The organism is Psychrobacter sp. APC 3279 (assembly GCF_030407795.1).
Lineage (GTDB): Bacteria > Pseudomonadota > Gammaproteobacteria > Pseudomonadales > Moraxellaceae > Psychrobacter.
Map to the genome: position 1 here is coordinate 49,530 of NZ_JASDCR010000015.1, position 25,035 is coordinate 74,564.

At 44.1% G+C, this 25,035-nt stretch carries 22 protein-coding genes; 8 read left to right on the plus strand and 14 right to left on the minus strand.

Features of this window, described 5'->3' with window-relative positions:
* Window positions 1-400 precede the first annotated feature (400 nt).
* On the plus strand, window positions 401-1,141 hold the full coding sequence (locus tag QL898_RS09420) for an SDR family oxidoreductase (protein WP_290176610.1): 741 nt from the start codon (window positions 401-403) through the stop codon (window positions 1,139-1,141).
* Between the two features lie 135 nt (window positions 1,142-1,276).
* Here QL898_RS09420 and QL898_RS09425 read toward each other — a convergent pair whose 3' ends face one another.
* Window positions 1,277-1,906, minus strand: a complete 630-nt coding sequence (locus QL898_RS09425; RefSeq protein ID WP_290176611.1) for a superoxide dismutase — start codon at window positions 1,904-1,906, stop codon at window positions 1,277-1,279.
* A 552-nt stretch (window positions 1,907-2,458) separates the two neighbouring features.
* Here QL898_RS09425 and rdgB point away from each other — a divergent pair.
* Together rdgB and tig are read left to right on the plus strand one after the other, a co-directional pair.
* A complete protein-coding gene (rdgB, locus tag QL898_RS09430; protein WP_290176612.1) occupies window positions 2,459-3,112 on the plus strand; it encodes an RdgB/HAM1 family non-canonical purine NTP pyrophosphatase in 654 nt (217 codons plus the stop codon).
* A 533-nt stretch (window positions 3,113-3,645) separates the two neighbouring features.
* Window positions 3,646-4,989: a trigger factor gene (tig, locus tag QL898_RS09435; RefSeq protein WP_102091742.1), complete on the plus strand. Its 1,344-nt coding sequence runs from the start codon at window positions 3,646-3,648 to the stop codon at window positions 4,987-4,989.
* 168 nt (window positions 4,990-5,157) lie between these two features.
* On the opposite strand, the gene QL898_RS09440 is transcribed toward tig, so the two are convergent.
* The 7 genes from QL898_RS09440 to QL898_RS09470 all read right to left on the minus strand — a co-directional run bounded on the left by QL898_RS09440 (window position 5,158) and on the right by QL898_RS09470 (window position 11,973).
* Complete coding sequence (locus tag QL898_RS09440; protein ID WP_290176613.1) at window positions 5,158-5,910, minus strand: HupE/UreJ family protein; 753 nt, start codon at window positions 5,908-5,910, stop codon at window positions 5,158-5,160.
* Window positions 5,911-5,959: 49 nt separating this feature from the next.
* A complete protein-coding gene (gene ureG, locus QL898_RS09445) occupies window positions 5,960-6,649 on the minus strand; it encodes an urease accessory protein UreG (protein WP_290176614.1) in 690 nt (229 codons plus the stop codon).
* Between the two features lie 57 nt (window positions 6,650-6,706).
* Window positions 6,707-7,501, minus strand: coding sequence for an urease accessory UreF family protein (locus tag QL898_RS09450; RefSeq protein ID WP_290176615.1), 795 nt, complete (start codon window positions 7,499-7,501; stop codon window positions 6,707-6,709).
* On the minus strand, window positions 7,491-8,117 hold the full coding sequence (gene ureE, locus QL898_RS09455; protein WP_290176616.1) for an urease accessory protein UreE: 627 nt from the start codon (window positions 8,115-8,117) through the stop codon (window positions 7,491-7,493). Before ureE ends, QL898_RS09450 begins: the two co-directional genes overlap by 11 nt.
* A gap of 162 nt (window positions 8,118-8,279) precedes the next feature.
* Window positions 8,280-10,466: an urease subunit alpha gene (gene ureC, locus QL898_RS09460; protein WP_290176617.1), complete on the minus strand. Its 2,187-nt coding sequence runs from the start codon at window positions 10,464-10,466 to the stop codon at window positions 8,280-8,282.
* 56 nt (window positions 10,467-10,522) lie between these two features.
* Window positions 10,523-10,825, minus strand: a complete 303-nt coding sequence (ureA, locus tag QL898_RS09465) for an urease subunit gamma (RefSeq protein WP_057761815.1) — start codon at window positions 10,823-10,825, stop codon at window positions 10,523-10,525.
* A 119-nt stretch (window positions 10,826-10,944) separates the two neighbouring features.
* A complete protein-coding gene (locus QL898_RS09470) occupies window positions 10,945-11,973 on the minus strand; it encodes an urease accessory protein UreD (RefSeq protein WP_290176618.1) in 1,029 nt (342 codons plus the stop codon).
* Between the two features lie 925 nt (window positions 11,974-12,898).
* Here QL898_RS09470 and clpP point away from each other — a divergent pair.
* From clpP to QL898_RS09485, 3 genes are all read left to right on the plus strand, one after another.
* On the plus strand, window positions 12,899-13,525 hold the full coding sequence (gene clpP, locus QL898_RS09475; RefSeq protein WP_197411852.1) for an ATP-dependent Clp endopeptidase proteolytic subunit ClpP: 627 nt from the start codon (window positions 12,899-12,901) through the stop codon (window positions 13,523-13,525).
* Window positions 13,526-13,711: 186 nt separating this feature from the next.
* Complete coding sequence (gene clpX / locus QL898_RS09480) at window positions 13,712-14,986, plus strand: ATP-dependent protease ATP-binding subunit ClpX (protein ID WP_290176619.1); 1,275 nt, start codon at window positions 13,712-13,714, stop codon at window positions 14,984-14,986.
* A gap of 342 nt (window positions 14,987-15,328) precedes the next feature.
* Window positions 15,329-16,315, plus strand: coding sequence for an SDR family NAD(P)-dependent oxidoreductase (locus tag QL898_RS09485; RefSeq protein ID WP_290176620.1), 987 nt, complete (start codon window positions 15,329-15,331; stop codon window positions 16,313-16,315).
* A 160-nt stretch (window positions 16,316-16,475) separates the two neighbouring features.
* Here QL898_RS09485 and QL898_RS09490 read toward each other — a convergent pair whose 3' ends face one another.
* The 3 genes from QL898_RS09490 to argS form a co-directional block, all read right to left on the minus strand.
* Window positions 16,476-17,570, minus strand: a complete 1,095-nt coding sequence (locus QL898_RS09490) for a PTS sugar transporter subunit IIC (protein ID WP_227679398.1) — start codon at window positions 17,568-17,570, stop codon at window positions 16,476-16,478.
* Between the two features lie 125 nt (window positions 17,571-17,695).
* Entirely contained in the window at window positions 17,696-18,502 is an 807-nt protein-coding gene (locus QL898_RS09495; RefSeq protein ID WP_290176621.1) for an SPOR domain-containing protein, read from the minus strand.
* 87 nt (window positions 18,503-18,589) lie between these two features.
* A complete protein-coding gene (gene argS / locus QL898_RS09500; RefSeq protein WP_165597600.1) occupies window positions 18,590-20,419 on the minus strand; it encodes an arginine--tRNA ligase in 1,830 nt (609 codons plus the stop codon).
* Window positions 20,420-20,796: 377 nt separating this feature from the next.
* Between argS and QL898_RS09505 the strand changes: the two genes are divergently transcribed.
* Window positions 20,797-21,015: a DUF2788 domain-containing protein gene (locus QL898_RS09505; RefSeq protein ID WP_071002875.1), complete on the plus strand. Its 219-nt coding sequence runs from the start codon at window positions 20,797-20,799 to the stop codon at window positions 21,013-21,015.
* A 166-nt stretch (window positions 21,016-21,181) separates the two neighbouring features.
* On the opposite strand, the gene QL898_RS09510 is transcribed toward QL898_RS09505, so the two are convergent.
* The 3 genes from QL898_RS09510 to cmoA are packed head-to-tail and all read right to left on the minus strand — an operon-like array spanning window position 21,182 to window position 24,244.
* Complete coding sequence (locus QL898_RS09510; protein ID WP_290176622.1) at window positions 21,182-22,309, minus strand: DUF1176 domain-containing protein; 1,128 nt, start codon at window positions 22,307-22,309, stop codon at window positions 21,182-21,184.
* A 34-nt stretch (window positions 22,310-22,343) separates the two neighbouring features.
* On the minus strand, window positions 22,344-23,396 hold the full coding sequence (gene cmoB, locus QL898_RS09515; RefSeq protein ID WP_201549255.1) for a tRNA 5-methoxyuridine(34)/uridine 5-oxyacetic acid(34) synthase CmoB: 1,053 nt from the start codon (window positions 23,394-23,396) through the stop codon (window positions 22,344-22,346).
* A gap of 50 nt (window positions 23,397-23,446) precedes the next feature.
* Window positions 23,447-24,244, minus strand: a complete 798-nt coding sequence (cmoA, locus tag QL898_RS09520) for a carboxy-S-adenosyl-L-methionine synthase CmoA (RefSeq protein WP_201569589.1) — start codon at window positions 24,242-24,244, stop codon at window positions 23,447-23,449.
* 260 nt (window positions 24,245-24,504) lie between these two features.
* On the opposite strand from cmoA, the gene msrA reads away from it, so the two are divergent.
* Complete coding sequence (msrA, locus tag QL898_RS09525; RefSeq protein ID WP_290176623.1) at window positions 24,505-25,026, plus strand: peptide-methionine (S)-S-oxide reductase MsrA; 522 nt, start codon at window positions 24,505-24,507, stop codon at window positions 25,024-25,026.
* Window positions 25,027-25,035 lie beyond the last annotated feature (9 nt).

The window sequence follows — 25,035 nt, forward strand, 5'->3', positions numbered from 1 at the left end:
AAGAGAAGAGTCCTTTAATAAAAAGAAATAGAACTATCGCTATCACAGCAACTACTAAAAAAATTTCCACTCTCACCCCTGAAACAACATATTAAAGAACATAAGTACAGCAATTATCATTTCGACATTAGCACAACCTACGTACAGTCATCAAACCAAAAAAGGACGCCTCGACGCCTCTTAGTATCCTTTTGTCTTATCCAAACCCTCAGCAACGCAAAATTTTATCTTTCAAACCTACAGAAGCCCAGCTCATACACTTACCTAAAAACAAGCATACAGAATCGCTCTACTTATTCGTTTTACACACTGGTAACTTATATCCTACTAATCAAGAGACATCAGTCACAACGCCATATAGACGTACTGATGTTTATCTAAAATAATAGAGAGAATAATAATGACAACACTAAAAAATAAAGTCGCGATTGTAACTGGTTCATCAAAAGGTATCGGCGCGCAAATAGCATTATCGCTCGCAGCAGCAGGGGCTAAAACCGTCATTAATTATGCAAACGATGTTTCAGCAGCCAACGATATCGTAAGCCAGATTAAATCCGCAGGCGGTGAAGCCATTGCCGTTCAAGCTGATGTTAGCAATACTAAGCAAGTCGAAGCAATGTTTGATGCCACTATCAGCGCGTTTGGTAAGCCAGATATTCTGGTCAATAGCGCAGGTATAATGATTAATAAACCCATTGCCGAGACCACCGACGAAGACTTTGACCGTATATTTGCTATTAATGTAAAAGGCACGTTCAATACATTGCGTGAAGCTGCGACTAAACTCAATGACGGTGGTAGTGTCGTAAATCTCTCAAGTACGACCACTCGTATGCTGCTACCTAGTTACGGCACCTACTGTGCGACCAAAGGCGCGGTCGATCAGCTGACCCGTATATTTGCCAAAGAAGTTGGTGAGCGCAACATCACGGTCAATGCAGTATCTCCTGGCCCTACTGATACCGAGCTATTTCATCAAGGTAAATCGGATGACACGGTAGAGAGACTTGCTAGTATGTCACCGTTTAACCGTATCGGTGAACCAGTTGATATCGCTCGTGTAGTGGCGTTTTTGGTCAGTGAAGAAGCAGCTTGGGTCACTGGACAAAATATCGGCGCAAACGGTGGTATCGCCTAGTAACGTAATAGCGATGCTCTATCAAAAATATGTTTTAATCAAATATCAAAATAGATAGCTATATAGAAAGCTAGCACATAAAAAAAGGACACCTCGCGGTGTCCTTTTTTCAATCAAATATTTAGTCGTTAAAGGTTACTCTTCAACGCCAGCATCTTGACCTTTATATTTTGCGTTTGCGTAGTCCCAGTTCACTAGCTTGTCTAGGAACGTGTCAACATAGTCAGGACGACGGTTACGGTAATCTACATAGTACGCGTGTTCCCATACATCACAAGTCAATACAGCTACTTGGTCATGTGCAAGTGGGGTGTCAGCATTAGCAGTTTTGGCGATTGATAGTTTGCCACCGACTTTATCAGCGACTAGCCATGCCCAACCTGAACCGAACTGGGTCAATGCTGCGTTTTTGAACTCTTCACGGAACTTGTCATAGCTACCGAAATCTTCTTCGATTTTTGCTTTTAGATCGCCAGTAGGTTCGCCGCCGCCGTTCGTTGGCGTCATGCAGTTCCAGTAGAACGTGTGGTTCCATACTTGAGCTGCTTGGTTGAACATACCTTGCTTGCTGTCATCTTTAGCAGTCGCTACGATGATTTCTGGCAATGTTTTGTCTTCTAGACCAGAACCTGGCAAAATGTCTTTTAGCTTGTTTACATAAGCAGCATGATGCTTGTCATGATGATACTCTAGCGTTTCGGCACTGATATGTGGCTCTAGTGCGTCTTTTGCATATGGTAGGTCTGGTAAAGTAATGTTTGACATAATTATTTTATCCTTGCTGTTTAGCCGTTAGTTTATAAAAACTTGCTTATAGAAGCTGAATTTTACGCTATTTTTACACCGCAAAAAACACTATAAAATAGCGGACTAAATTGGCTGAGTTTATTGTTTGAAATGAACTTTATCGCTTGATACACGGTACTGTTCAATACAATATCACGTATCATTATGAATCCAAAATTAACCTAGCGGTTACTTATTGCTATTATTCTTCGCCAAAAAGCCAAGTCTCTGACTTTATAGACTTTTATTAACTTAATATTCACAAGCTATAAGATATAATTCACTGTAGCTTGGTATTTATTATAGCAATAGTGGCCAATAATATCAGTTACCAAATGTTATAGCCCGTACAATCTGTATAGCGATTGGTTATTTATTACACGGTAACTGCATCCACTCTAAACTCATGCGTTATCATTGTTAGTATAACTAATTCAATTGACAAATAATTTACCGATTAACGCTACAAAAGATAAATAAAGCCTACTCGAATAATAGTTTTTCATCATTTTCATATAACGGAATGACTCTATGAGCACCACTGTTAACTCGTTAACTGCTACCCATCCGACATCTGGCAACCAATGGGTACTGGCCAGTAACAATAAAGGCAAATTGGCTGAGTTTAAACGACTATTTGCCGAAGCGAACTTGGACGTGACGATTGTCCCGCAAGGTCAACTCGATATCGAAGATGCGATCGAGGATGGTCTAAGCTTTATAGAAAACGCCATTATTAAAGCCCGTCATGCGAGCCGTATCAGTGGGCTGCCTGCAATTGCTGATGATTCGGGACTGTGCGTGCCTGTACTAGGTAATGCGCCAGGTATCTACTCTGCTCGCTACGCTGGTGAGCATGGTAACGATAGTAAAAATAATGCCAAGCTCGTCGCTGACTTGCAGCCTATCCGCGCAGCAGAGCCGGATACTCCGATCAAAGGTACGTTCGTTTGCGTACTGGCAATGGTGCGTCATGCCGATGACCCGCTACCGATTGTCGCCCAAGGATTATGGCATGGCGAAATCTTGGATACGCTACATGGTGACGGCGGTTTTGGCTATGATCCATTGTTTTGGTTACCTGACTTGCAAGCCAGTGCGGCTAGTCTAAGCGCTGTTGATAAAAACAGCATCAGCCATCGTGGTCAGGCAATCCAACAGCTATTGGCGCAGCTACCTTTATAAGTATTTGTAGCTGTTCTATCCATAACTATCCGTAAGCGCGCTCAATGCTCATAATGCGCTTGCAACCTTATCGCTGTTTCTTGTCCGTTATCTGATTTATTGAATACGAATCTGGCTAAATTTTTATATAAAATTAAGCCATATAAGAGCAAGCAACATAAGGAAACATGCTGTCAAAGAGATAATTTTTACTTTAATAAACAGATAGATTATACTGTTCTACTTTTAAAATTTTGTTGAAATCCGTTATTTGGCTGTATAATTCACCAAAAAGCGTTATTATGCGGTGCATTAACGGTTTATTATCGATATTTGATAGCATGGACAACCTCAGCAGGTTCACCTTTTGGTATCAGCGGCGATTGCTACTGGCACTGAATTTGACGTTGTGCGCTATCGCTATCCCCTATTTATTTCAACGGCAGCCCGTCGTACATGCCCGTAATTTGAGGCGCGGTCTGTCTATTACAATTTAACCCTAAGTACTATTTCATTAATCAAACGTACTACTTAATCCTAAAGGTGTAATTAACATGGCTACAGATTTACAAGTCACAACCAACAAGCTATCTAATAAAGAAACTCAGCTAACGGTTAAAGTTCCTGTTGAAAAAATTCAAAACAAAGTTGAAGGCCGTATTCGCCAAGTTGCGAAAACTGCCAAGATTGACGGTTTCCGTAAAGGTAACGTCCCTATGTCACACATCCGCTCTCAGTACGGTGCTGGCATTCAACAAGAAGTTATCAACGATGTCATCCGTGATACTGTATTTGAAGCGATCAAATCTGAAGACATCCGCGCTGTTGGCATGCCTAACATCGACGACGTAAAACTTGAAGACGATTTCTTGGTGTATCAAGCCACTGTTGAAATCTTCCCAGAAGTTGACGTACAAGGTATCGATGAGATCGAAGTTGAGCGTCACACTGCACAAGTGAGTGAAGAAGACGTTGACACCATGATCGAAAACCTACAAAAGCAACGTGAAGAATTCGTTGAGAAAAAAGGCATGGCGGCGAAAGACAACCAAGTGACTTTTGACTTTGAAGGCTCTATCGACGGCGAAAAATTTGAAGGCGGTTCTGCTGAAGACTTCAAACTAGTTATCGGTAGCAACCAAATGATTCCAGGTTTTGAAGCGGGTATCAAAGGCATGAAAGCTGGCGAAGAAAAAACTATCGACGTAACTTTCCCAGAAGATTACCAAGCTGAGAACCTAGCTGGTAAAGAAGCTCAGTTCAAAATCAACGTAAAATTGGTTGAAAAATCTAAGCTACCTGAAATCAACGAAGAGTTCCTTGAGCTATTCGGCGTGAAAGAAGGCGGCGTTGAGAAATTGAAAGAAGACGTACGCAAAAACATGGAACGCGAAATCAAAAACGCTGCGCGTAGCCAAGTTAAGCAAGCGACTTTTGACGCATTGCTAGAAAAGAACGAGTTTGACGTACCAAACGCGATGCTAGAGCAAGAAATCGAGCGTCAACGCAACATGATGATGCAACGTTTTTCTCAGCAGTTCGGCGCAAATGCTGATAGCTTCGATAAAGACATGCTGCCAAATGAGCTATTTGAAGAGCAAGCGCTACGTGCTGCCCGTCTTGGCATCATCGTTGCCCGTGTTATCGATACCAAAGGCTTAGAAGTAGATCAAGAGCGTGTTGAAACCTTCATCAAAGAAGCCGCTGAAAACTACGAAGATCCAGCAGAAGTGATCGAGTACTACACCAATGACAAGCAGCAGCGCGCTAACATTGAGTCTGTTGTACTAGAAGACCAAGTAGTAGATTACTTGATCGCACAAGGTAAAGTAACTGACAAAGAAGTTAGCTACCAAGACTTGCTAGCTGCTCAGCAACAACAGCAGCAAGCAATGTAATTGATACGACAAGCTGTCTTTTTAGATATGCTGTAGTCGGTTATCAAAGCTAAAATGCGCCCCCGACCTTTTGATCGGGGGCGCATTTTTTATGGCGTTCGCTAGCTAGATAAAATCAGCCACAAACATCGAACCTACAAACATCGTACTTGTACTATAAAGCGCGCTTTAGACTAAAACAGGCGCAAATACGGCGCTCAATCCTAGTAGCACTAGCCCGCGCTGTAGCCACAAACTATCACTAAAGCGTTGCTGCAACTGCTGACTAACCAGCGTACCAACTGCATATAGCGCTAGCATCGTGACCATCATCCCTGCGTAAAATCCCAGCTGACCGCTCACACCGACATTTGCTGGTACTTCCATCGCGTGTGCCATGCCATGAAACACTGCCAGACCACCAAAGCCAAACAGTGACAACTGCTGAATACTTGGCGTGCGTGCTGTATGGGTCTGAGCAGAGAATGCTTCTTGTCTGCTTTTCTGGCTCATCAAGACCATAGCCAATACGACTACCGACAGTGATATCGCCACTTCAATCAGCCCAGATGATGCAGCAAATGCGATACCGCCAATCAGCACGCCAGCCGTGCCCAATATCGCGCCTAATGACAACCCTGCCGTCAATGACATCATGCCTAAGCGCTGCTTTTGCAGGCCATAAAACAACATGCCCATGCCTACTGCCAAAAACAGATGATCAAGGCCAGTGACTGGATGCATCAGTCCTGCTTGCAACGTACCTAAAAACGACGGTGCTTGCGTGGTAGTGGAGTGAATATGACCTGAATGCGCCTGCGCCAATGACGGCAGCATTAGCGATGTCATCATCACAGCCGAACCAGACACGATATGACGAGCTGAGAGCACTTGTGAGAAGCGAGAGTTTTCGGTGTTGAGATCCTTTGTACACTGTGTCATGCGGTTTTCCTTATTCTTTATATTTTAATGGTAAAAGCTCATCTGCTCTTTAGGCAAGCATGCCATGTTCTTTAATAAAGGCGATAATCTCGTCTAGCCCATCACCTGTTTTCATGTTGCTAAAGACAAAAGGTTTGTCGCCACGCATTTTTTTGGCATCGCGTTCCATCACCTCCAGCGAAGCACCAACCATTGGTGCAAGGTCGGTCTTATTGATAATTAACAAATCAGATTTGGTGATACCCGGGCCACCCTTACGAGGTATCTTATCGCCTGCAGAGACATCAATGACGTACAAGGTCAAATCAGACAGCTCTGGGCTAAATGTCGCAGCTAGATTGTCGCCACCTGACTCAATGATAATCAACTCCAACCCTTCAAAAGTGGCTTGTAACTCAGCAATCGCAGTCAGATTAATAGAAGCATCTTCGCGGATAGCCGTATGCGGACAGCCGCCCGTCTCTACACCGCGGATACGCTCAGCAGGCATGGCATCATTGCGGGTCAAAAACTCTGAATCTTCTTTGGTATAGATGTCATTGGTCACCACTGCCATATTGACCGTATCACGCAGGTTTTGGCATAGTCTTAAAGTCAAAGCAGTTTTACCACTACCAACTGGCCCGCCAATCCCAAGGCGTAAACACGATAAGGCAGAAGATGGTTTCTGGCTATCACTATCAGTTTGTACATCTGATGTAGCATGAGAGTTTTGTGGTTTAAGCGGAGTTAGAGACATATTAATTTCCTAAAACAGTTTGTATATTAATAAGTATAAATAGAAATAGAGTTGCAGTTATGAGCGGAACAAACGGCTGTATTGCTCCTCATGCATACTTGAGAGAATAGCCAAATTGGGTAAATTGTTCGAGATATTAAGCGATTCATAGAGGTCTTGGCATAGCTGCTGACAGTCCGACTCTTCACTTTTATCTAAGGTATCCATAGTATTTATCGATGTGATTAAAGCATCGAAAGCCTGTTGCACATCATCGCTTAGAGCTTCGACCTGAGCACCCAGATCGCTTTGCAATTGCCACAGAATACGCTGACCTGCCATCTGTCCTAGCGGCACTGTCTTGACAGCGGCGAGCACCATATTCTCTAGTTGCGCAAATCCATAAGTAGTCATCGACTGCACTAGTGGCAGTTGCCAATGCTGAGCAACATGAGCAAAAAGCGGCAAAAAGCCATCTTCAGGTATTTCGGCCGGTATGCCAAGGCTCAGTACTTCATTGAGCCAAGATACCATTGCTTGAGCCAGTTGTTGAGACTCAAGTACAAACTCCTTACTCTCTAGGCTGGCATGATAATCATGTGCTAGATTTGCCGCTAGCGCTTCATGACCTTGGCTGAGCGCGCGCATTATTAGCCCTAATACAGGCAGCTCGTAGCCAGCAACCGCAAGCGCTAGATAGTCCTGCATAAATGTAAGCGTACTGGCTTCATCAAAGACAACCTCTGACTCAATCGCTGACTCCACACCTTGCGAATAGGTATAGCTACCAATCGGCAAATTGCTCGATGCCAGCATCAGTAGCTGTCCAAGTTGGGCAGACTGAGTAGGCTGAGCACTGGTATTAACCATCATTTGAACGACCTACAGGCGCATCATGATGACTATGGCTATGTCCGTGGCTGTGGCTTTCATCATGGCTATGACTTTCCTTATAACTATGAGAGTCACTATGTGCATGGGAGTGAGAGTGGCCATGCGCATGCCCTTGGCCCGTTTGATAAGCGCCTGTCTCAGGCTCAAATGGCACTGACGTAGACTCGATATGTAAACCAAGATTTTCTAGCATTTGAGCGAGCACATGATCGTTTTCAAAATATAGCGCATAGCCTGCATTACCCTGATCAAAACTGTGGTCAAACATCAATGGCACATGACGGTTGCCCAAGTGATAAGCGCCTTTCATTAGTAGAAAGTCATCGTCAGCCGTCACTTTGGTCACCGCTTGCGGCTTGGCGATGACTTGCATCAACTCCCCTGCTGCATTGATAAGGACATCATTTCCTTTTAGTACACCTGTACGAGGCAAGTCAACACCAACTGCCTCACCTGAAACAGTAATGGCTCTAAAGCGGGAATGCTGACGAGTATCAAAATCCAATAGCAGGTAATCATCGGCTTGATACTGTTCTACCAATTGTGCTTTTTGGGTATCGCTAAGCGTACTTAAACGGGTATTAAATATTTTCATTATTCTTCTCTGGCTGTTGTTGCTCAAACTATTGGTCAATAGTATTGATGGTAAAAGTATTGGGAATAAAGACGCGATCTCACTCAAGAAACCAACTGACTATTGGTGTACATAGTTTATGGCTCACTGTCCTAGAGCTCTTATAAACGTATATCATAAGCTCTAAAATAAAAAGTAACGCTGTGCCATGGGTAGTACATCAGCTGGCTCACAGGTCAGTGTTTTACCATCCGCACGTACTTCATAGGTCTCAGGATTGATATCCATATCTGGGCAGTAGCTGTTAAAGCGCATATCGCTTTTACGAATTTTACGGATGCCGTGTACTGGCTGAATGACTTTGGTCAGCCCAAGCTGCTTATCCACTTGTTTGTCGATCGCCGCTTGCGACATAAAAGTAATGCTAGTTTGGGCGACTGATTTTGGATAAGTAGCAAACATAGGACGATATTGTACAGGCTGAGGGGTGGGAATAGAGGCATTGATATCGCCCATCGGTACCGCAGCAATGAGCCCGCCTTTTATAATGCACTCAGGTTTTACCCCAAAAAACTTGGGCGACCATAGCACCATATCTGCCCATTTCCCCACTTCGATTGAGCCGACCATATCGCTAATACCATGAGTAATCGCAGGATTTATCGTATATTTTGCGATATAGCGTTTGATACGGAAATTATCGTTGTCCGCGCTTTGGTCATAATCTGTCAAATTGATGTACTCTTGCTCATCTTCAATAGTCGACGTTGCATCTGGCGCTAGATGGCCACGTTGAACTTTCATTTTGTGCGCGGTTTGCCATGTACGGATGACTACTTCACCCACCCGCCCCATCGCTTGTGAGTCACTACTCATCATCGAGATAGCACCTAAGTCGTGCAAGATATCTTCTGCGGCGATGGTTTCTTGACGAATACGGCTCTCAGCAAAGGCCACATCTTCAGCAATAGCAGGACTTAGGTGATGACAAACCATCAGCATATCGAGATGCTCATCAATGGTATTGACGGTATATGGTCGAGTGGGATTGGTAGATGATGGCAAAACATGCGACTCGCCAATCGCCTTTAAAATATCAGGCGCATGACCACCACCCGCTCCTTCCGTATGAAAGGTGTGAATACAACGGTTTTTAAATGCGCCTAGCGTACTCTCAAGATAGCCACTCTCGTTTAAGGTATCGGTATGAATAGCCACTTGCACATCATAGTCGTCAGCGACACTCAAGCAGTTATCGATGGCTTGCGGGGTTGTACCCCAATCTTCATGTAGCTTTAGCCCTACGGCACCTGCTTCGATTTGTTCAGCAATGGGTTCTGGTACACTCACATTGCCTTTACCTAGTAGTCCAATATTCATAGGGATGCTATCAGTAGACTTTAGCATCGAGGCAATATGATACGCCCCTGGTGTACAGGTGGTGGCGAGCGTTCCTTGAGCTGGCCCCGTGCCGCCGCCCAGCATTGTAGTTACCCCTGACATCAGCGCGGTCTCACACTGCTGAGGCGCGATAAAATGAATATGACTATCGACGCCACCTGCTGTCAGGATTTTGCCTTCGCCAGAGATGATTTCGGTAGCTCCGCCAATAGGAATATCAATAGCGGGCTGGATATCAGGATTGCCCGCTTTGCCAATGGCACTGATACGACCATCTTTGATACCAATATCCGCTTTATAGATGCCTGTATAGTCAACGACCAATGCATTGGTAATAACCGTATCGGCAACTTCCGCGCCTAGTAACTGTCCTTGTCCCATGCCATCACGGATGACTTTACCACCACCAAATTTGACTTCTTCACCTTTGATTTCAATAGGCTTACTACTCTCACCACTTTGCGACGTATCCGCTTGGTCGACAGCTGTATCTTTATGACTGGTTAAATCCGCTTCAACCTGTAGCCAAAGCTCGGTATCGGCTAAGCGAACTTTATCGCCTGTGGTAGGACCAAAATGCTCAGCATAAATACGACGACTGACTCGCTTCTGCGAAGTAGCGGTTGCCTTTTTATCAGTGGCGCTCTCTGATATTTTGTCTGGATGAGCTGCGCCCATGACACGCCCAGCAAAACCATATACATCTTGCTTGCCAGCGTATGCTACCAATTCGACTTCCCGCGATTGGCCCGGCTCAAAACGTACGGCGGTTCCAGAAATAATATTGAGACGAAAACCCCGAGTCTGCTCTCTCTCAAAACTCAAGGCATCATTGACTTCATAAAAGTGATAATGCGAGCCGATTTGGATAGGTCTATCACCAGTATTGCTGACACTGATGGTCTGTACCTGTCGCCCTTGGTTTAAGATAATATCGCCGTCTTGGATATGGTATTCACCTGCTTGCATGGTAGCCGCCTTATTTTATAGTGAGCATGTCAGTGCTATAACAATGGTATACAGCGTTACACGATGGGATTATGTACCGTGACCAGTTTGGTGCCATCAGGAAAAGTCGCCTCGATTTGTACTTCATCTACCATCTCTGCGACACCTTCCATGACATCATCAGCAGACAAATACGTAGCACCTTCACTCATCAGCTCGGCAACTCTTTTACCATCTCGTGCGCCTTCCATCAGCAACATACTGATATAAGCGATGGCTTCGGGATAGTTAAGCTTAACACCTCGATTTTTGCGGCGCTCTGCTACCATACCAGCGGTAAATAGCATGAGTTTGTCTTTTTCTGTTGGGGTCAGGTGCATGACAATTCCTTATTGTACTTATCATTATATTTATAGCAGATTAGGGGGTTTCAAAGCATTTGATATCGATTAAAAATAGTCGCAATATCATCTTAATCTCATTATTAAAAGTGGCAGTATTAGGTGTCCCAAATACGTGGACGACAGGGCTTAAGTTGCCACCAGTGGTCTCGCAAGACTTCTCTTAGCTGATAAAACGCCTCAAAACAGCCGCGTACATCTGAGCCGATGTAGCGGATATTGATCGCTTGGCAATTATGCGTGCAGTAAACAGGCAATTGTGCTTGAATAATGACTTGGCGCAATGCTGCTACGGTATTGTCTAGATAGCGGGTTAATGATTGCTTGATAGTTGCTTGGGCCGTTTCGGTCGATTGCGTGGTTTGTGATGCGGAGAGTGCAAGATTGTCATGGACATCGCTTAAGCTTGGTACTGCCCAAAACGATCCATAAATATGCTGGTTCGCTAATCCTAAATTTGAGGTAAACCAGCGACTTTGTGCTGTCTGTGCCACCCGCTCAGCAACAATAACCTTACTATCTCGATAGATATTCAATCCAGTATGATAATGCCCTTGCAAAAACTGCTCGTCGTAAGCTTGCCGTCCAAAGACACTAATCTCCCATGTCAGTAAGCTAGATGAATCCGTCAAATCGAAACGGCTCACTGCATGCATATTGGCTTCGTTATAAATGATACTCTCTTGCGGCAGCCACTCTAGACGGGTATCTGCTGCGAGGTTGGCTTGTACGTGTTGGCTTGCATAGGCAGCTATTTCATTTTGACCCATACTTTGGTGAGCATCGTCGCTGCCTAGCGAAGATTTATATTTTTGACTGACACTGTCTTTGCCATACCATTTGCCTGCCCCTGGTGTGGTGATAACAGCGTGGCTACCACTATCCAAATTTAGGTCTATGGTCAGCGTATCACCGCCTGCGATACCAGCTGGCGGGTACAACATCAGTATGTGACAAATACCCTGCTGTACGCTTGGTTCAGGATACAGAGCACGCTGTACCATCAAGGCACCTGTATGCTTACGATGATAAAGCCGCGTTTTTGAGTTATCAGCCGTACCTTCTTTGGCCGTACTTGTCCTGCTAACAGTGTCAAAGCTTAATGCTAAAGAAGAGGCCCAACTCATTTTATATACTCATTTACCAATTAAATATGTTTCAGTATTTTGTATGACAGCTATCATTTGCTATGTGTTAAGAACTCTATTGCCAATCGTTAATTACAGTTCATTCGCGACAGCAATGTCAGAATAACAGCGAAGGGATACAGCCTACACCATTTATCGTGCCTAGCGCACCATGATAAATAAAAGCGTCAATGTTTTTATTGATACAAGCATTGTGCCAACTCTTGATAGCAGGTAATCAAATAAGAAACCTTACCGACTCAAAACTTTGATTTGTCTGTGCTTTTTTCTATTTAACTTAAATGATAAAAATAACACTATACCCCCAACTATTTTCTAAACGTTTTTTGAGCCTCAGTCATTTATAAAATCAGCAGATACTTGCACCAAAACAGTACATTTTGACCATAACAGTGCATTTTTTAGCGTTATTGTTAGCGCAATACCCTCTGAGGACATTAGATAAGCAAAAATACTAAACGCATAACTATTTGCAGGCTTAGTCAGTAAGATAAGTGGATTGTAGGGCTATTAATCAGGTATTCTATGTTAAAAAGTCAGGTCGGACATGATTTACGCTATTTGTATCGATATAGACACTGTCGATACAGGTACTATCAATATCTGTACGACTTGATAATAGATAAGATAGTATTTATCTACTTCTAGACGTATTTTTAGTATAAGTTTTAATATAAGCAATGAGTCCTAGACATATCGGAGGGTCACTTTTTCACCTATTTTATGCACAAACCCGTTTTATAGGCTTGAATAGTGAGCGCAGCCCCCTTATAAACAACCCATTAGTCAAAAACTACTAGACAATAAAATCATTCAATCCATTTTTATTTTATACATTTATCGATAGGACTTTTCTATGACAGATTATGATCGCATCACTGCCAACCCGCATTTTGATATGCTGATGAGTGCGCACAAAGAAGTACAGACCACACAAGCGGCTTTAGTACCTATGGTGGTTGAACAGTCCTCACGCGGTGAACGCTCGTTTGATATTTTTTCACGCCTATTACGTGAGCGCGTTATCTTTTTGACCGGTCAGGTCGAAGACAACATGGCTAACCTTATCGTCGCCCAGTTACTATTCTTAGAAGCTGAAAACCCTGACAAAGATATCCATTTGTATATCAACTCACCAGGCGGCTCAGTAAGCGCTGGCTTGGCTATTTTTGATACTATGAACTTCATCAAACCTGAAGTATCTACTATCTGTATGGGCGGTGCTTACAGCATGGGTTCATTCCTATTGGCCGCTGGTCAAAAAGGCAAGCGCTACTCACTTGCTAATGCTCGTGTCATGATTCACCAGCCTTCAGGCGGCGCGCAGGGTCAAGCAACTGATATCGAAATTAACGCTCGTGAAATTCTTAAAACTCGTGCACGTCTAAATAGTATCTTAGCTGAGCGCACTGGTCAGCCAGTAGAAAAAATCGAAAAAGACGTTGAGCGTGATTATTGGTTAGATGCACAAGAAGCCAAAGAGTATGGTTTGGTTGACGAAGTATTAGAGCGTCGTCCTGAATCTTTGTAATCTAAGCATTAACGTGATGCCTCTTCATTGAGAGTGCAATCATAAGACCTTTTATAGTTTATTTGCCGTACAGTAAACCGTTATCAATGTCATACCTGATCTATTGGAAGGTATGACATTGAATTGATACGATAATCGACATACTACAAATAAACTAACCAGTTTTAAATTTTAGGAGCGCCTTTTATGGCAGAAGATAATACCCCGCAGTGTTCGTTTTGCGGTAAAGCCAAAAGCGATGTACAGCAATTGATTGCTGCTGACGATGCCAATATCTGCAATGAATGTATCGAGCTATGTACTGACTTAATCGCAGACAGCGCAGAGCACGGTGATGATGATAGCGAAGTAGACACTTCTTGGGTCAATAAAAAACTCCCTACCCCAAAAGAACTACGTGCCAAGCTTGACGAATATGTCATCGGTCAGGATGCTGCCAAAAAAGCACTGTCTGTCGCTGTCTACAATCATTACAAACGTCTAAAAGTTAGCCAAACACTCGCCAATGACAGCAAAAAAGCCAAAATCGGCGCTGATGATGCGATGGTAGAATTGGCAAAAAGCAATATCTTGCTCATTGGTCCGACTGGTTCTGGTAAGACATTGCTAGCGCAAACCTTGGCTCGTCTGCTTGATGTGCCGTTTGCAATGGCCGATGCTACCACCTTAACCGAAGCAGGTTATGTGGGTGAAGACGTCGAGAACATCGTACAAAAGCTATTACAAGCGTCTGATTATGATGTGGCCAAAGCTGAGCAAGGGATCATCTATATTGATGAAATCGACAAAATCAGTAAAAAAGGCGACAACCCATCGATCACGCGTGACGTGTCGGGCGAAGGCGTGCAGCAAGCGCTACTCAAGCTGATCGAGGGTACAGTTGCTGCGATTCCACCGCACGGTGGTCGTAAGCACCCTCAGCAAGAGCTGATCCAAGTCGATACCAGTAACATTCTGATCATCGTGGGCGGCGCGTTTGCAGGACTTGATAAAGTCATTCAGCAACGTACCGAAAAAGGCGGTATCGGCTTTAACGCGGATGTTAGCTCAAAAGACGACAGCCGTCGTAGCTCAGACTTGCTACAAGAAGTTGAGCCAGAAGATTTGATCAAGTTTGGTTTAATTCCTGAGCTGATCGGTCGTCTGCCTGTGCTTGCAGCGCTAAAAGAGCTTGATGAAGAAGCCTTAGTCCAAATCCTCACCGAACCTAAGAACGCACTGGTAAAACAGTACAAGTATTTGTTCGATATGGAAGGTGCTGAGATTAGCTTCACGCAAGAAGCACTTGATGCCATTGCCAAAAAAGCTATGGAGCGTAAAACTGGTGCACGTGGTCTACGTTCTATCGTAGAAAATGCGCTGCTTGAGACCATGTACGAGCTGCCCTCTATGGAAAATGCCAAGACCGTTATGGTTGATGCGGACGTTATCAATGAAGGTAAAGTACCTAAAATTGCTTAATTTATAGTTGATTTAAATAGTCCGTTATCATTAACGGACTACTAAAAAAGCGTCTGGCTAAATTAGTTCAGGCGCTTTTTTTATGTCTATTATTTAACCAGTTTATCTATTAGATAGCTTGCCCGTTAGATAACTTGATACTATATAACTTGCATACTGAAAATTGGCGACTTTCATTACTTCTGTCCTGAAATGACAGCAGCGTTTATCAATCGCGAGTAAACGTCAGTGCAAACCATGCTAATGTAGATAGACTGTTTTGACCTTTATACTTTATTTCTATATACCGCAAGATATATCCCGTACAACCCATATGATTAATAAGACAAAGGATTGTTTATTATGCTCAACCATGTGACTGCTATGGCGACTTCATTGCGCCAACATCTACCGTTTTCTTCTAACCATACTTCATTGGATGACTCAGACGTTGCATCCTACTATCGCAACCATGTCGCTGCCATTACAGGCGCAGGCTCTGGTATGGGACGTGAGCTGGCTATTCATTTAGCAAAAATGGGCTGTCATGTTGCACTATCAGATATCAATCCTGAACAGCTGGCAGCGACCAAACAGTTACTTGCTAATTATGATGTCAACGTCACTATGACCGTACTCGATGTGTCAGACAATAAAGCCGTGGAAGCATGGGCTGATAGCGTCATGAGCGATCATGGCAAAGTAAATTTTATCTTTAACAATGCAGGTGTTGCGCTCTACTCTACTGTCGAAGGCAGTAGTATTAGTGAGCTTGAATGGGTAATGAACATTAACTTTTGGGGCGTGGTTTACGGCACTAAGGCGTTTTTACCGTTAATCAAAAACAGCGTTAAACAGAGCCAGTTTGGCGAGCATGGACATATTATTAATATCTCAAGTCTATTTGGTTTGACCGCTCAGCCATCACAGTCAGCCTACAACTCTAGCAAATTTGCCGTACGCGGCTTCACAGAGAGCTTACGCCAAGAGCTAAATATCCAGAACTGCGGGGTATCTGCGACTTGTATCCATCCGGGCGGCATCAAAACCAATATCGCCAACAGTGCGCGCGGTAATGAGAGCATCCATGATATTGGCATGAGTACTGGACCCAAAGCCATTAGAAGTTTTAACAAATTCTTAAAATTCGATGCCAGCGAAGCAGCTTGGATTATTTTACATGCCGCTGCGACCAATCAGCAGCGTTGCTTAATTGGTAACGATGCCAAAATGATTGATGCCATTCAGCGGGTATTCCCATCACATTACAGTCAAGTACTGAACGACTTCCATCAACTGTCCCGCAAACTAAAACCACGTCGTCATAAGAAGCTAAAGACCGTTAAATAGTAGGTTATCAACATTCCCTATATCACAAGAAATTGATGGGTTTATATATAAAAAGCCCAGCTATAGTCGTAGCTGGGCTTCTTGAGAGTTGCCATTATTGATTGAGGATAAGACTAAGTTTTAAGATTGTTGATGATATTTTAGTTCAACATTCCGAGAATTAAGGCAGCTTCATATCACCAGCGACTAACCAGCCCATACGGCGCATGATGTAAGCCACTAACCCTGCAATCACTGCAGGCAATACAAACATCAGGAGAATAATCGCTGTCCACAGCTGTCCCGTGCTCATGATTTCTTGTGACGCCTCAATCACCCCAAACACACCGACCAAACCAGCGGTACCCATACCCGCACCTGTCGCCGTACAAGCTAATCCAAAACCAACGGTTGCGATAGGCCCAACGATAGCGCTAGCAATGACAGCAGGCAGTAGAACGATAGGTTTTTTGAGCACGTTAGGAATTTGCAGCATACTGGTGCCCAAGCCCTGAGAGATGACACCACTAAAGCCATTGTCTTTAAAACTTGCAACAGCAAAACCAATCATATGCGCGGCACAGCCAACCACTGCTGCCCCGCCCGCCAAGCCACCAAGCCCAATAGCAATACAAATGGCTGCACTCGACGTTGGTAGCGTCAATAAAATACCAACCACTACAGCGATGACGATACCCATTAGCAGTGGCTGTAATTCAGTAGCGGCATGAATACCCTGACCGATAGCTGCGACCCCTGCTACGATAGGCGGATTAAGCAGAGCGCAAACTAAGAGAGCAATACCGCATACAACCAATGGCACCAATAAAATATCAAGCTTCGTCTTACCAGCGACCCAAGTGCCAGCACGATAAGCAAACACAGAAGTCAGATAAGCGCCAATTGGATTGCCCGGCAGTGCTACAAAAGTTGCAGGCCCACCCACTTGCGGCGTAAAAAGCGTGCCTGCCATTAGTGCTTCGGAATGAGCACCAAGCATACCTGCCACAAGGCAGCTAAGCATCACTAGCGTTGGTGCTTTGAGATAGTAAGCGATACCTACCCCGATACCAGCACCCATTAATATCGAGGCAAGTTTCCCGACCGCGACCAATGCTGACAAATCTAACCAACCACCGATTTGCGAGATAATCAGACCTGCGATCAACGTGACAAATAGCCCGAGAGCCATACCAGTAAAAGCATCGATAAAGTACTTTTGAAAGAACGCTTTAATAATGCTTGCTTGCGGTGTTACTGAGTTAGATACGGTCATAACCATACTCTTAATGGATATTTAATAGGATAAAACAGCTAGAAAGCTTTTAATAAAATAAAGAGATAAAAAAAGCGCCATTACGACGCTTGTTTTATAAATACAATAACTATAAACGACTGAACCTAGCGACGCTGTTCAACGATAATAGAGTCTATACCATTGTTCTGTAGGCGCTGCTGTGCTGTCGTAACTGCTTGACGGTTATTCAAAGGACGTGAGATGACTTGATAAATTGGCAAGCCATTACCCGTCGTGTTTTTGACCACACGAGCATCGACACCTGCCATCAGTACTTGCGCACGGCGACGATCCGCTTCATCTGCATCACTAAAGCTATTGATTTGCAAGATGTAGGTCGCCGCAGGTTTAGCAGCTTGGATGCTTGCCGTACCTGCTGCTGTATTGTTGTTACGGGTTGTAGCGTTGCTAGTAGCAGGCGGCGTACCATCATAGGTTGCATCTTCTTCAACGACAACGATATCCTCACTCGACCCAGCATTATTAGCACCAGCAGGTTCGACAGGCGCATTTTCCGAACCACCGAAGCTGCCCGTACTTTCTGTACTGCCTGCATCGCTCTCTGGTTGAGTCACGACGACGTCTGGTTCAAACGCACCGATATCATCTATTTGATCATTATCAATGTCAGCGATATCTTCATCAGGGATGGTTGCCATCTCTTGATTTGGTAAAATATCGTAGAACTCATAATCCCCATTGTCGGTATCAGTATCCACACGTGGCTGTACTTGGCGATCAGAATCATTCTCAGCACTACCATCAGCGGGGCTGAAATTAAATAATGGTGAGAGGTAGATAAACACCCCGATCATAAGGGTCAATACGGCCCCAACAAACATCCACAATAAGCCTGATACGCTACTTGATTTGCGCTTTTCTGTCGCGCCTTTAGGTTTTTTGGCTAGCATGGATCTCGTTCTCCCTACTGGATTTAACTATCATCATCGAATTAATGCTATCAGCTGTCTATACTCATGTCACATATTAGAAAAGTACTACATGCTAGACGGTGCAGACAAGCCTAGCAGACTAAGCCCATTTGCCAATACCTGTCTAACGGCTTTTGACAGACGCAAACGTGCTTGCATTAAGTCTAGCTCATCCTGACTTGGCGTTTCACCTGAAGTCAAGCTCATAGGCAAGATACGATTAGTGTCATACCAACCATGGAACAATGCCGCTAGCTCTTTTAGGTAGTTGGTCAAGACGTGCGGCTCGTAACCAGTCGCTGCACGAAGTAACGTCGCTGGATAGCCTGCTAACAATTTAATCAGCTCGTCTTCGTTTGGTGCGCTTAGCAAGTCTTGATGTGCCAAACCGATGGCATCATCTACGGTCAAATCGTAAGTTGCCAGTTTTTCTAACACGCGGCAAACGCGCGCATGAGCATACTGAATATAATACACTTGATTGTCTTTGCTTTGTGATTTGGCAAGTTCTAAGTCAAAATCAACATGCACTTCAGGCTTACGCGCTACATAGTAGAATCGTGCAGCATCGTTACCCACTTCTGCACGTAGCTCACGCAGGGTCACAAACTGACCTGAGCGTGAAGACATTTGTACTTTTTCACTACCACGCCATAACGCGACAAACTGTACAAGCACCACATCCAGACGTTCAGCATCGATACCAAGAGCCAATAGAGCGGCTTTTACACGTGGGACATAACCATGGTGGTCTGCGCCCCAAACGTTAATGACTTTATCAAAGCCGCGATCAAACTTGTTTTTATGATAAGCGATGTCAGAGGCAAAATATGTCGATTGACCATTGGCACGGCGTACCACACGGTCTTTCTCATCGCCGAAATCAGTCGATTTAAACCAGATGTTGCCGTCTTTTTCGTACAAGTAGCCTTTGTCATCTAGTATCTGTAGGACAGGCTCAATCTCGCTATCGATAGATCTTTCGCTGAACCAGCACTCGTAGCTCACACCAAAGTCATTCAAATCGTCTTTGATATCCGCCAAAATGCTGCTCAAGGCCGCGTTTAAAAATAACGCATAGCTGTCACCTAGCAATGATTTACTATTGGCAATCAAACCATCAATATGCGCTTCTTTATCACCTGAGATGACGGTTTTTTCGCCATCAGCATTAATCTCAAACTGAGCGTCTTCTGGCACATCCTTGGCAACGTCTGCAAAGCTATGTACGTAGCTATCGCCATGCTGTGTTTTTAGTGTTTGGGCGATATCACTGACATAATCACCTTGATAGGCGTTGACTGGGAAAGTTATCTCTTCACCATTTAGCTGTAGATAGCGCAAATATGTACTGGTGGCTAAGATGTCCATTTGACGACCAGCGTCATTGACATAATATTCACGCGTGACGTCATAGCCGATGGCTTCTAGCAAGTTAGCAACGCTCATGCCAAATGCAGCACCGCGACCGTGACCAACGTGCAGACTTGACGTTGGATTGGCAGAGACGAATTCAACCTGGACTTTTTGACCGTCAAACTGATTACTCAAGCCAAAGCGATCTTGCAATGTAAAGATATCGTCCAATACAGAAAACTTAGCTTCCGAGTTTAAAAATACGTTGATAAACCCTGGTCCTGCGATTTCTACTTGGCGAATATCTTGATTGTCAGGCAATGCGCTGACGATTTTTTCAGCAAGTTGACGCGGATTGGCTTTCGCCGCTTTCGCTGCCGTTAGCGCGATATTACTGGCAAAATCACCGTGACTTAAATCTTTCGTACGGGTAATTTGACTGTTGTTTTGCCAATCGCTTGGTAGCGTACCATCTGCTTGTAGGGTTTGAATTGCATCATTAAATAGGGATGCAAGCGTATCAATTTGGGCTTGTGACATAGGAATTTGAACTCAATTAAATAAACAACAAAAACGGTGCGAATGCGAGCAATCGATAACTGCTTATTATAATAGCGACCGATATTGCAGGGATAGAATAATGTAAAAGGTAAGTAACCTGTAAATATAACAATCTTTGCACTTTATTGCACCATTTGCGCCAAAATTAGCACTAAAATCTTACCGTTATCAGGATTTGGGCTGACTAATATCAATGATGCAAAACTGATAAATAACTCATAACGTGAATTGTAGCGTTACTGTTGCTCAATACTGGGCAGTCGTTTATACCTGACTGCTTCCACGTTATAATAATGGTTTGTACGGCTCTTCTAAAATATAGAAGGCACGTTACTACTCTATTATAGGATTACGCCATGTTTGCTATTGCCGCCAGTACTGTCACCAGTTGGGGACTGTACGTCTTGTTGCCGATATTCATCGCTTTCTTGTTTTTTATTATGTGGGATATCTCTAAAACGTCTGATGCTGGGCGCGCTGGTACTTTTTGGATATTCTTAGCTCTAGGCGCAGGTTCTGTTGGTTTTATTCTAAAGATAGTCATGGAAGTTGCTTTCAAAAAATGGTTAATCTAATTAGTCATTTTTATCACTATCCTTTGATATAGGTTAGGACATAAGTAGCAAAACTAAAAACGTAATATATGGCTTATGACTGCTGCGCTTTATAAGGTGTCAGTCATTTAAATCAAGGCTTTTGAATCAAAGCCCCTTAGATCAATGCCTTTTTAAATCGAAAAAGCTACTGAGCCTTAGCATCGTTTCTTATAACCTGACTCACATACGTTGGTAGGTCCCACGCTCCACCAGCAAAGCCTCGGCACATTCCTGTACTAGACTCTTCGCTCTTAGCAAATGTTTTACCATTCCATATCCATGCAGTACGATTCCAGCAGTCACCAATGCCTCGGTCTTTGTGAGTGGCGGAAATCTCACCATCAAAATAATCATTCCCTGCTGTTGTGATAAGCATAGGCTTGCTAGGTTTTGCATTATCAATGAGCCAATAGCCATTACTAAAATTGTAAGCGCCTAGCCAGCAAGTATGCGTGGCTAACATATAACTATCATCAACCGGTATAAAGTCCCAATCAAGCATCGTAGAACCATACTCTGACATTCGCTGATATGTTTCAGTTTTTGGGTTGATTAGCTCACAGTCGCCCATCACGTCCTTAGACCCTATAAGCTGCTCGGCATTAATATCAATCCACTTATCAATATTTTTCTGAAAATACGCCAGCTTTGATGGAGCAAGTGTTTTGTTGTCTTTTGCTGAATATGCAAATGCTTTTTGAATAATTGGTTTTGGCAAAGCTGCTTTAGGACGTTGACGATTTGGATTATTCTTACTGACCAATGCTATCGGCGTCCCTACCCGACCTTGCTCATCGTCCAGCTTGAGCAATACTGCCGACATGCCTTTATCGCTAATCTGCCAGTGGTTGTCGCCTGCTCTAATTGCTATCTTGGTCGCGATACGAGCATGATCAAGCAGTGCTTGGGTCTGCTTGGCTGATAAGTCGTATAGTAGATTGTCTTCTTTATTGGGCTGCAGCAGACCATAGTTTTTATTATTCAGCCAAAGCTCAACAGGCTTCAGCTCATCTAGCGGCACTTCTGAGATAAACTGAATTTGCACTTTTGGCAGAGCTACTTTTGGCAACGCTGTGAGCAATATTGAAGCAGGCGTATCTATTAGCGCTTCACTTGCGTATCCAGCCGCTCGACAAGTCCGCGTATTATCACAAACCACTTGCCAGTCGTCTTGTACAAAGCCCCAGCCTTCGGATACAGTTCCATAACCTGCCATGGCAGGTAGCGATAGCAAGCTGATGGTAGCTACAATCAAAGTCTTTGATGTCTTCATAATGCTTTCCTTACGTTAGCTACCACCATTAATGCTATTTTTTGGCAATCAAAGTCGCACGCATGGGGGCAGGATATCCTTCGACGGTCTTAGTCGAGTCATTAGGATCTAAGAAGTCTGCTAACGAATGATAGGTCATCCACTCGGTTTGTCGTTGTTCCTCAGTCGAGGTGACTGCTACATCGACGCAGCGCACGTCTGTAAACCCTGCTTTCTCCAGCCAGCCAATTAATGCCGCCACCGATGGTAAGAAATAGACGTTATTCATCTGCGCGTAGCGGTCGTGCGGCACCAGTACAGTATTGGCATCACCTTCAATCACCAACGTCTCAAGTACCAACTCACCACCTTTGACTAACTGTCCTTTAAGCTGTTGTAAATGCTCAAACGGTGACTGGCGATGGTACAGCACACCCATGCTAAATACGGTATCAAACAGCTGACTGTGCTCAGGTAACGCTTCAAGCGGTACAGGAATATAATGTGTCCGATAGTTACCTGTACCATGAGTATGAGCATCTGCGGCACCAACGAAATGACGAATCGCCATAAACTGATGATAAAACAAACATGACGGATCAATAATAATAACCGTATCTGCGCCCGCCCCTGCCATGCGCCAGCCGTGATAACCAGAGCCACCGCCCACATCCAATACGCGGCGACCATCCAATCTACTCAAATGCGGCGCAACACGTTTCCATTTCCAATCACTATGCCACTCGGTATCAATCTTAATACCTGACTCATCATCGCCGATTTGACCGCCAATTTGAAATGGGCCTTTACGCCATGGCATCAACTGCTTTAATAGTGCCATTGTTTGCTTGCGCTGAGACTCATTTAGATCTGCCTCAATCGTCAATGTATCGCTGTTTAGATCGACGTTATTGACAGCTAAGTTTGGCAAACGAGCAACTGACGCTTGGTAGGCAGGCGCGTGCGCATAGTTCGCTTTGTCTTTTATATCACCTAGCCACGTTGGTAATTGTTTGAGCCATTCATAAGCGCTCGGCTGCTGCTGTGCCAGCTCTAGTAGGGTTAGATATAGTTCGCGTTCGGCGTTAATGATAGTGTCATTGAGCATAAAAGCAGGTTACCGTATTGATTAAGAAATAACTGTGTTAAAGGTAAGAATTATTTAAACGCCACAATAGAAACAAAGTTCAAAAACTGAAACCATGTCAGATGACGCGCAAACCCAACTTGATCTAACCGTGCATGATGCTCATCTAAGGTATCAGTAATGAGGACATTTTCTAATGCATTACGCTTGCCGCTAATCTCCATTTCGGTATAGCCATTCGCACGTTTAAAGTCATAATAACGCTCAACCAACCACGCATCATACTGCTCGTCAAAGGCATGAGTTTTTTCAGTCAGTACCAATATGCCGCCTTCGCTCAATGCCGCATAAATCTTCTCTAATACTGCGACCCTATCAGCAGCTGGCAAAAACTGTAGCGTCAAGTTCAAAATCACCATATCGCACGGTTCAAGCTCAATATCGCGGATATCTGCAGTGATTACTTCGATGTCATGCTCAGGATAATTCTCACTCAGTAGCGTGGTCGCCTCGGTCGTCATCGCTGGTGAGATATCAATTGCTTTAATCTGTAAGTCTTGCGGGTCGAATTCACCCGCTAGCGTCATACTGGCTGCGCCCAATGAACAGCCCAAGTCATAAACACGACTAACACGCTGACCACTATCGCTCTGCTGGCGATACTTGCAATGACGACGGGCGAATATGGGTAGCATAGCCAGTACCTGCCCATAACCAGGTACACTGCGACGAATCATATCAGGGAAACAAGCCACCACTTGCTCATCAAATGAAAAGCGTGCGGCCTTATCCAGTGGCGTAGTAAACGGTTTATCAAATAGGGTGTCATGTTTGATAGCAGGCTGAGATTGGCTCATGGGACGACTCATTTTTTAGAATAGAACTGAAATTAAGAATTACTGGATGACTTTTACTTAGCAGTTTTGCTTGTCATTATCAGTTGAAGACTAAGTAAGATAGCAAAAGCCCATTATAACATTACTGTTTGTTACTTATCGCCTTTGGCTTGCCTGCTAAGCTGAATAAATAGTGCCAAGGGTAATGAGGCGTTTGAAAGAAGCATTGAAAAACGAGAGCATCACTACCAGATATAGCGCTTGACCCATATTTATAATAATAGGAAAAAATTATGCAAACGATCGTATTAGGTGGCGGCTGCTTCTGGTGCACCGAGTCTGTATTTTTATCGGTAAAAGGTGTGCAATCTGTCGTCTCAGGCTACATGGGCGGCGATGCTGTCTCTGCCAATTATGAAGCTGTCTGTAGTGGTACAACTGGCCATGTCGAAGTCATCAAAGTCGAATTTGATGAGTCTATTGTCCCCTTAGAGGTAATACTCGATGTCTTCTTTGCCACGCATGATCCCACCACGATGGATCGTCAAGGCAATGACGTTGGTAGTCAGTATCGCAGCGTGGTCTTTTACACCGAAGACAGTCAAAAGCCGACCGTTGACCGTACCATCAATAAATTACGCGATATGGGTGTTAATGTGGTGACGGAAGTACATCCTGCCGTTGAGTTCTACCAAGCAGAAGACTCACATCAAGACTTCTTCAACAGAAACCCAGGACAGGCTTATTGCAACTTTGCAATACCGCCAAAGCTCGCTAAACTGCGCAAAGAATTTAGCAAATATATGGTTCGCTAAATTGAATAA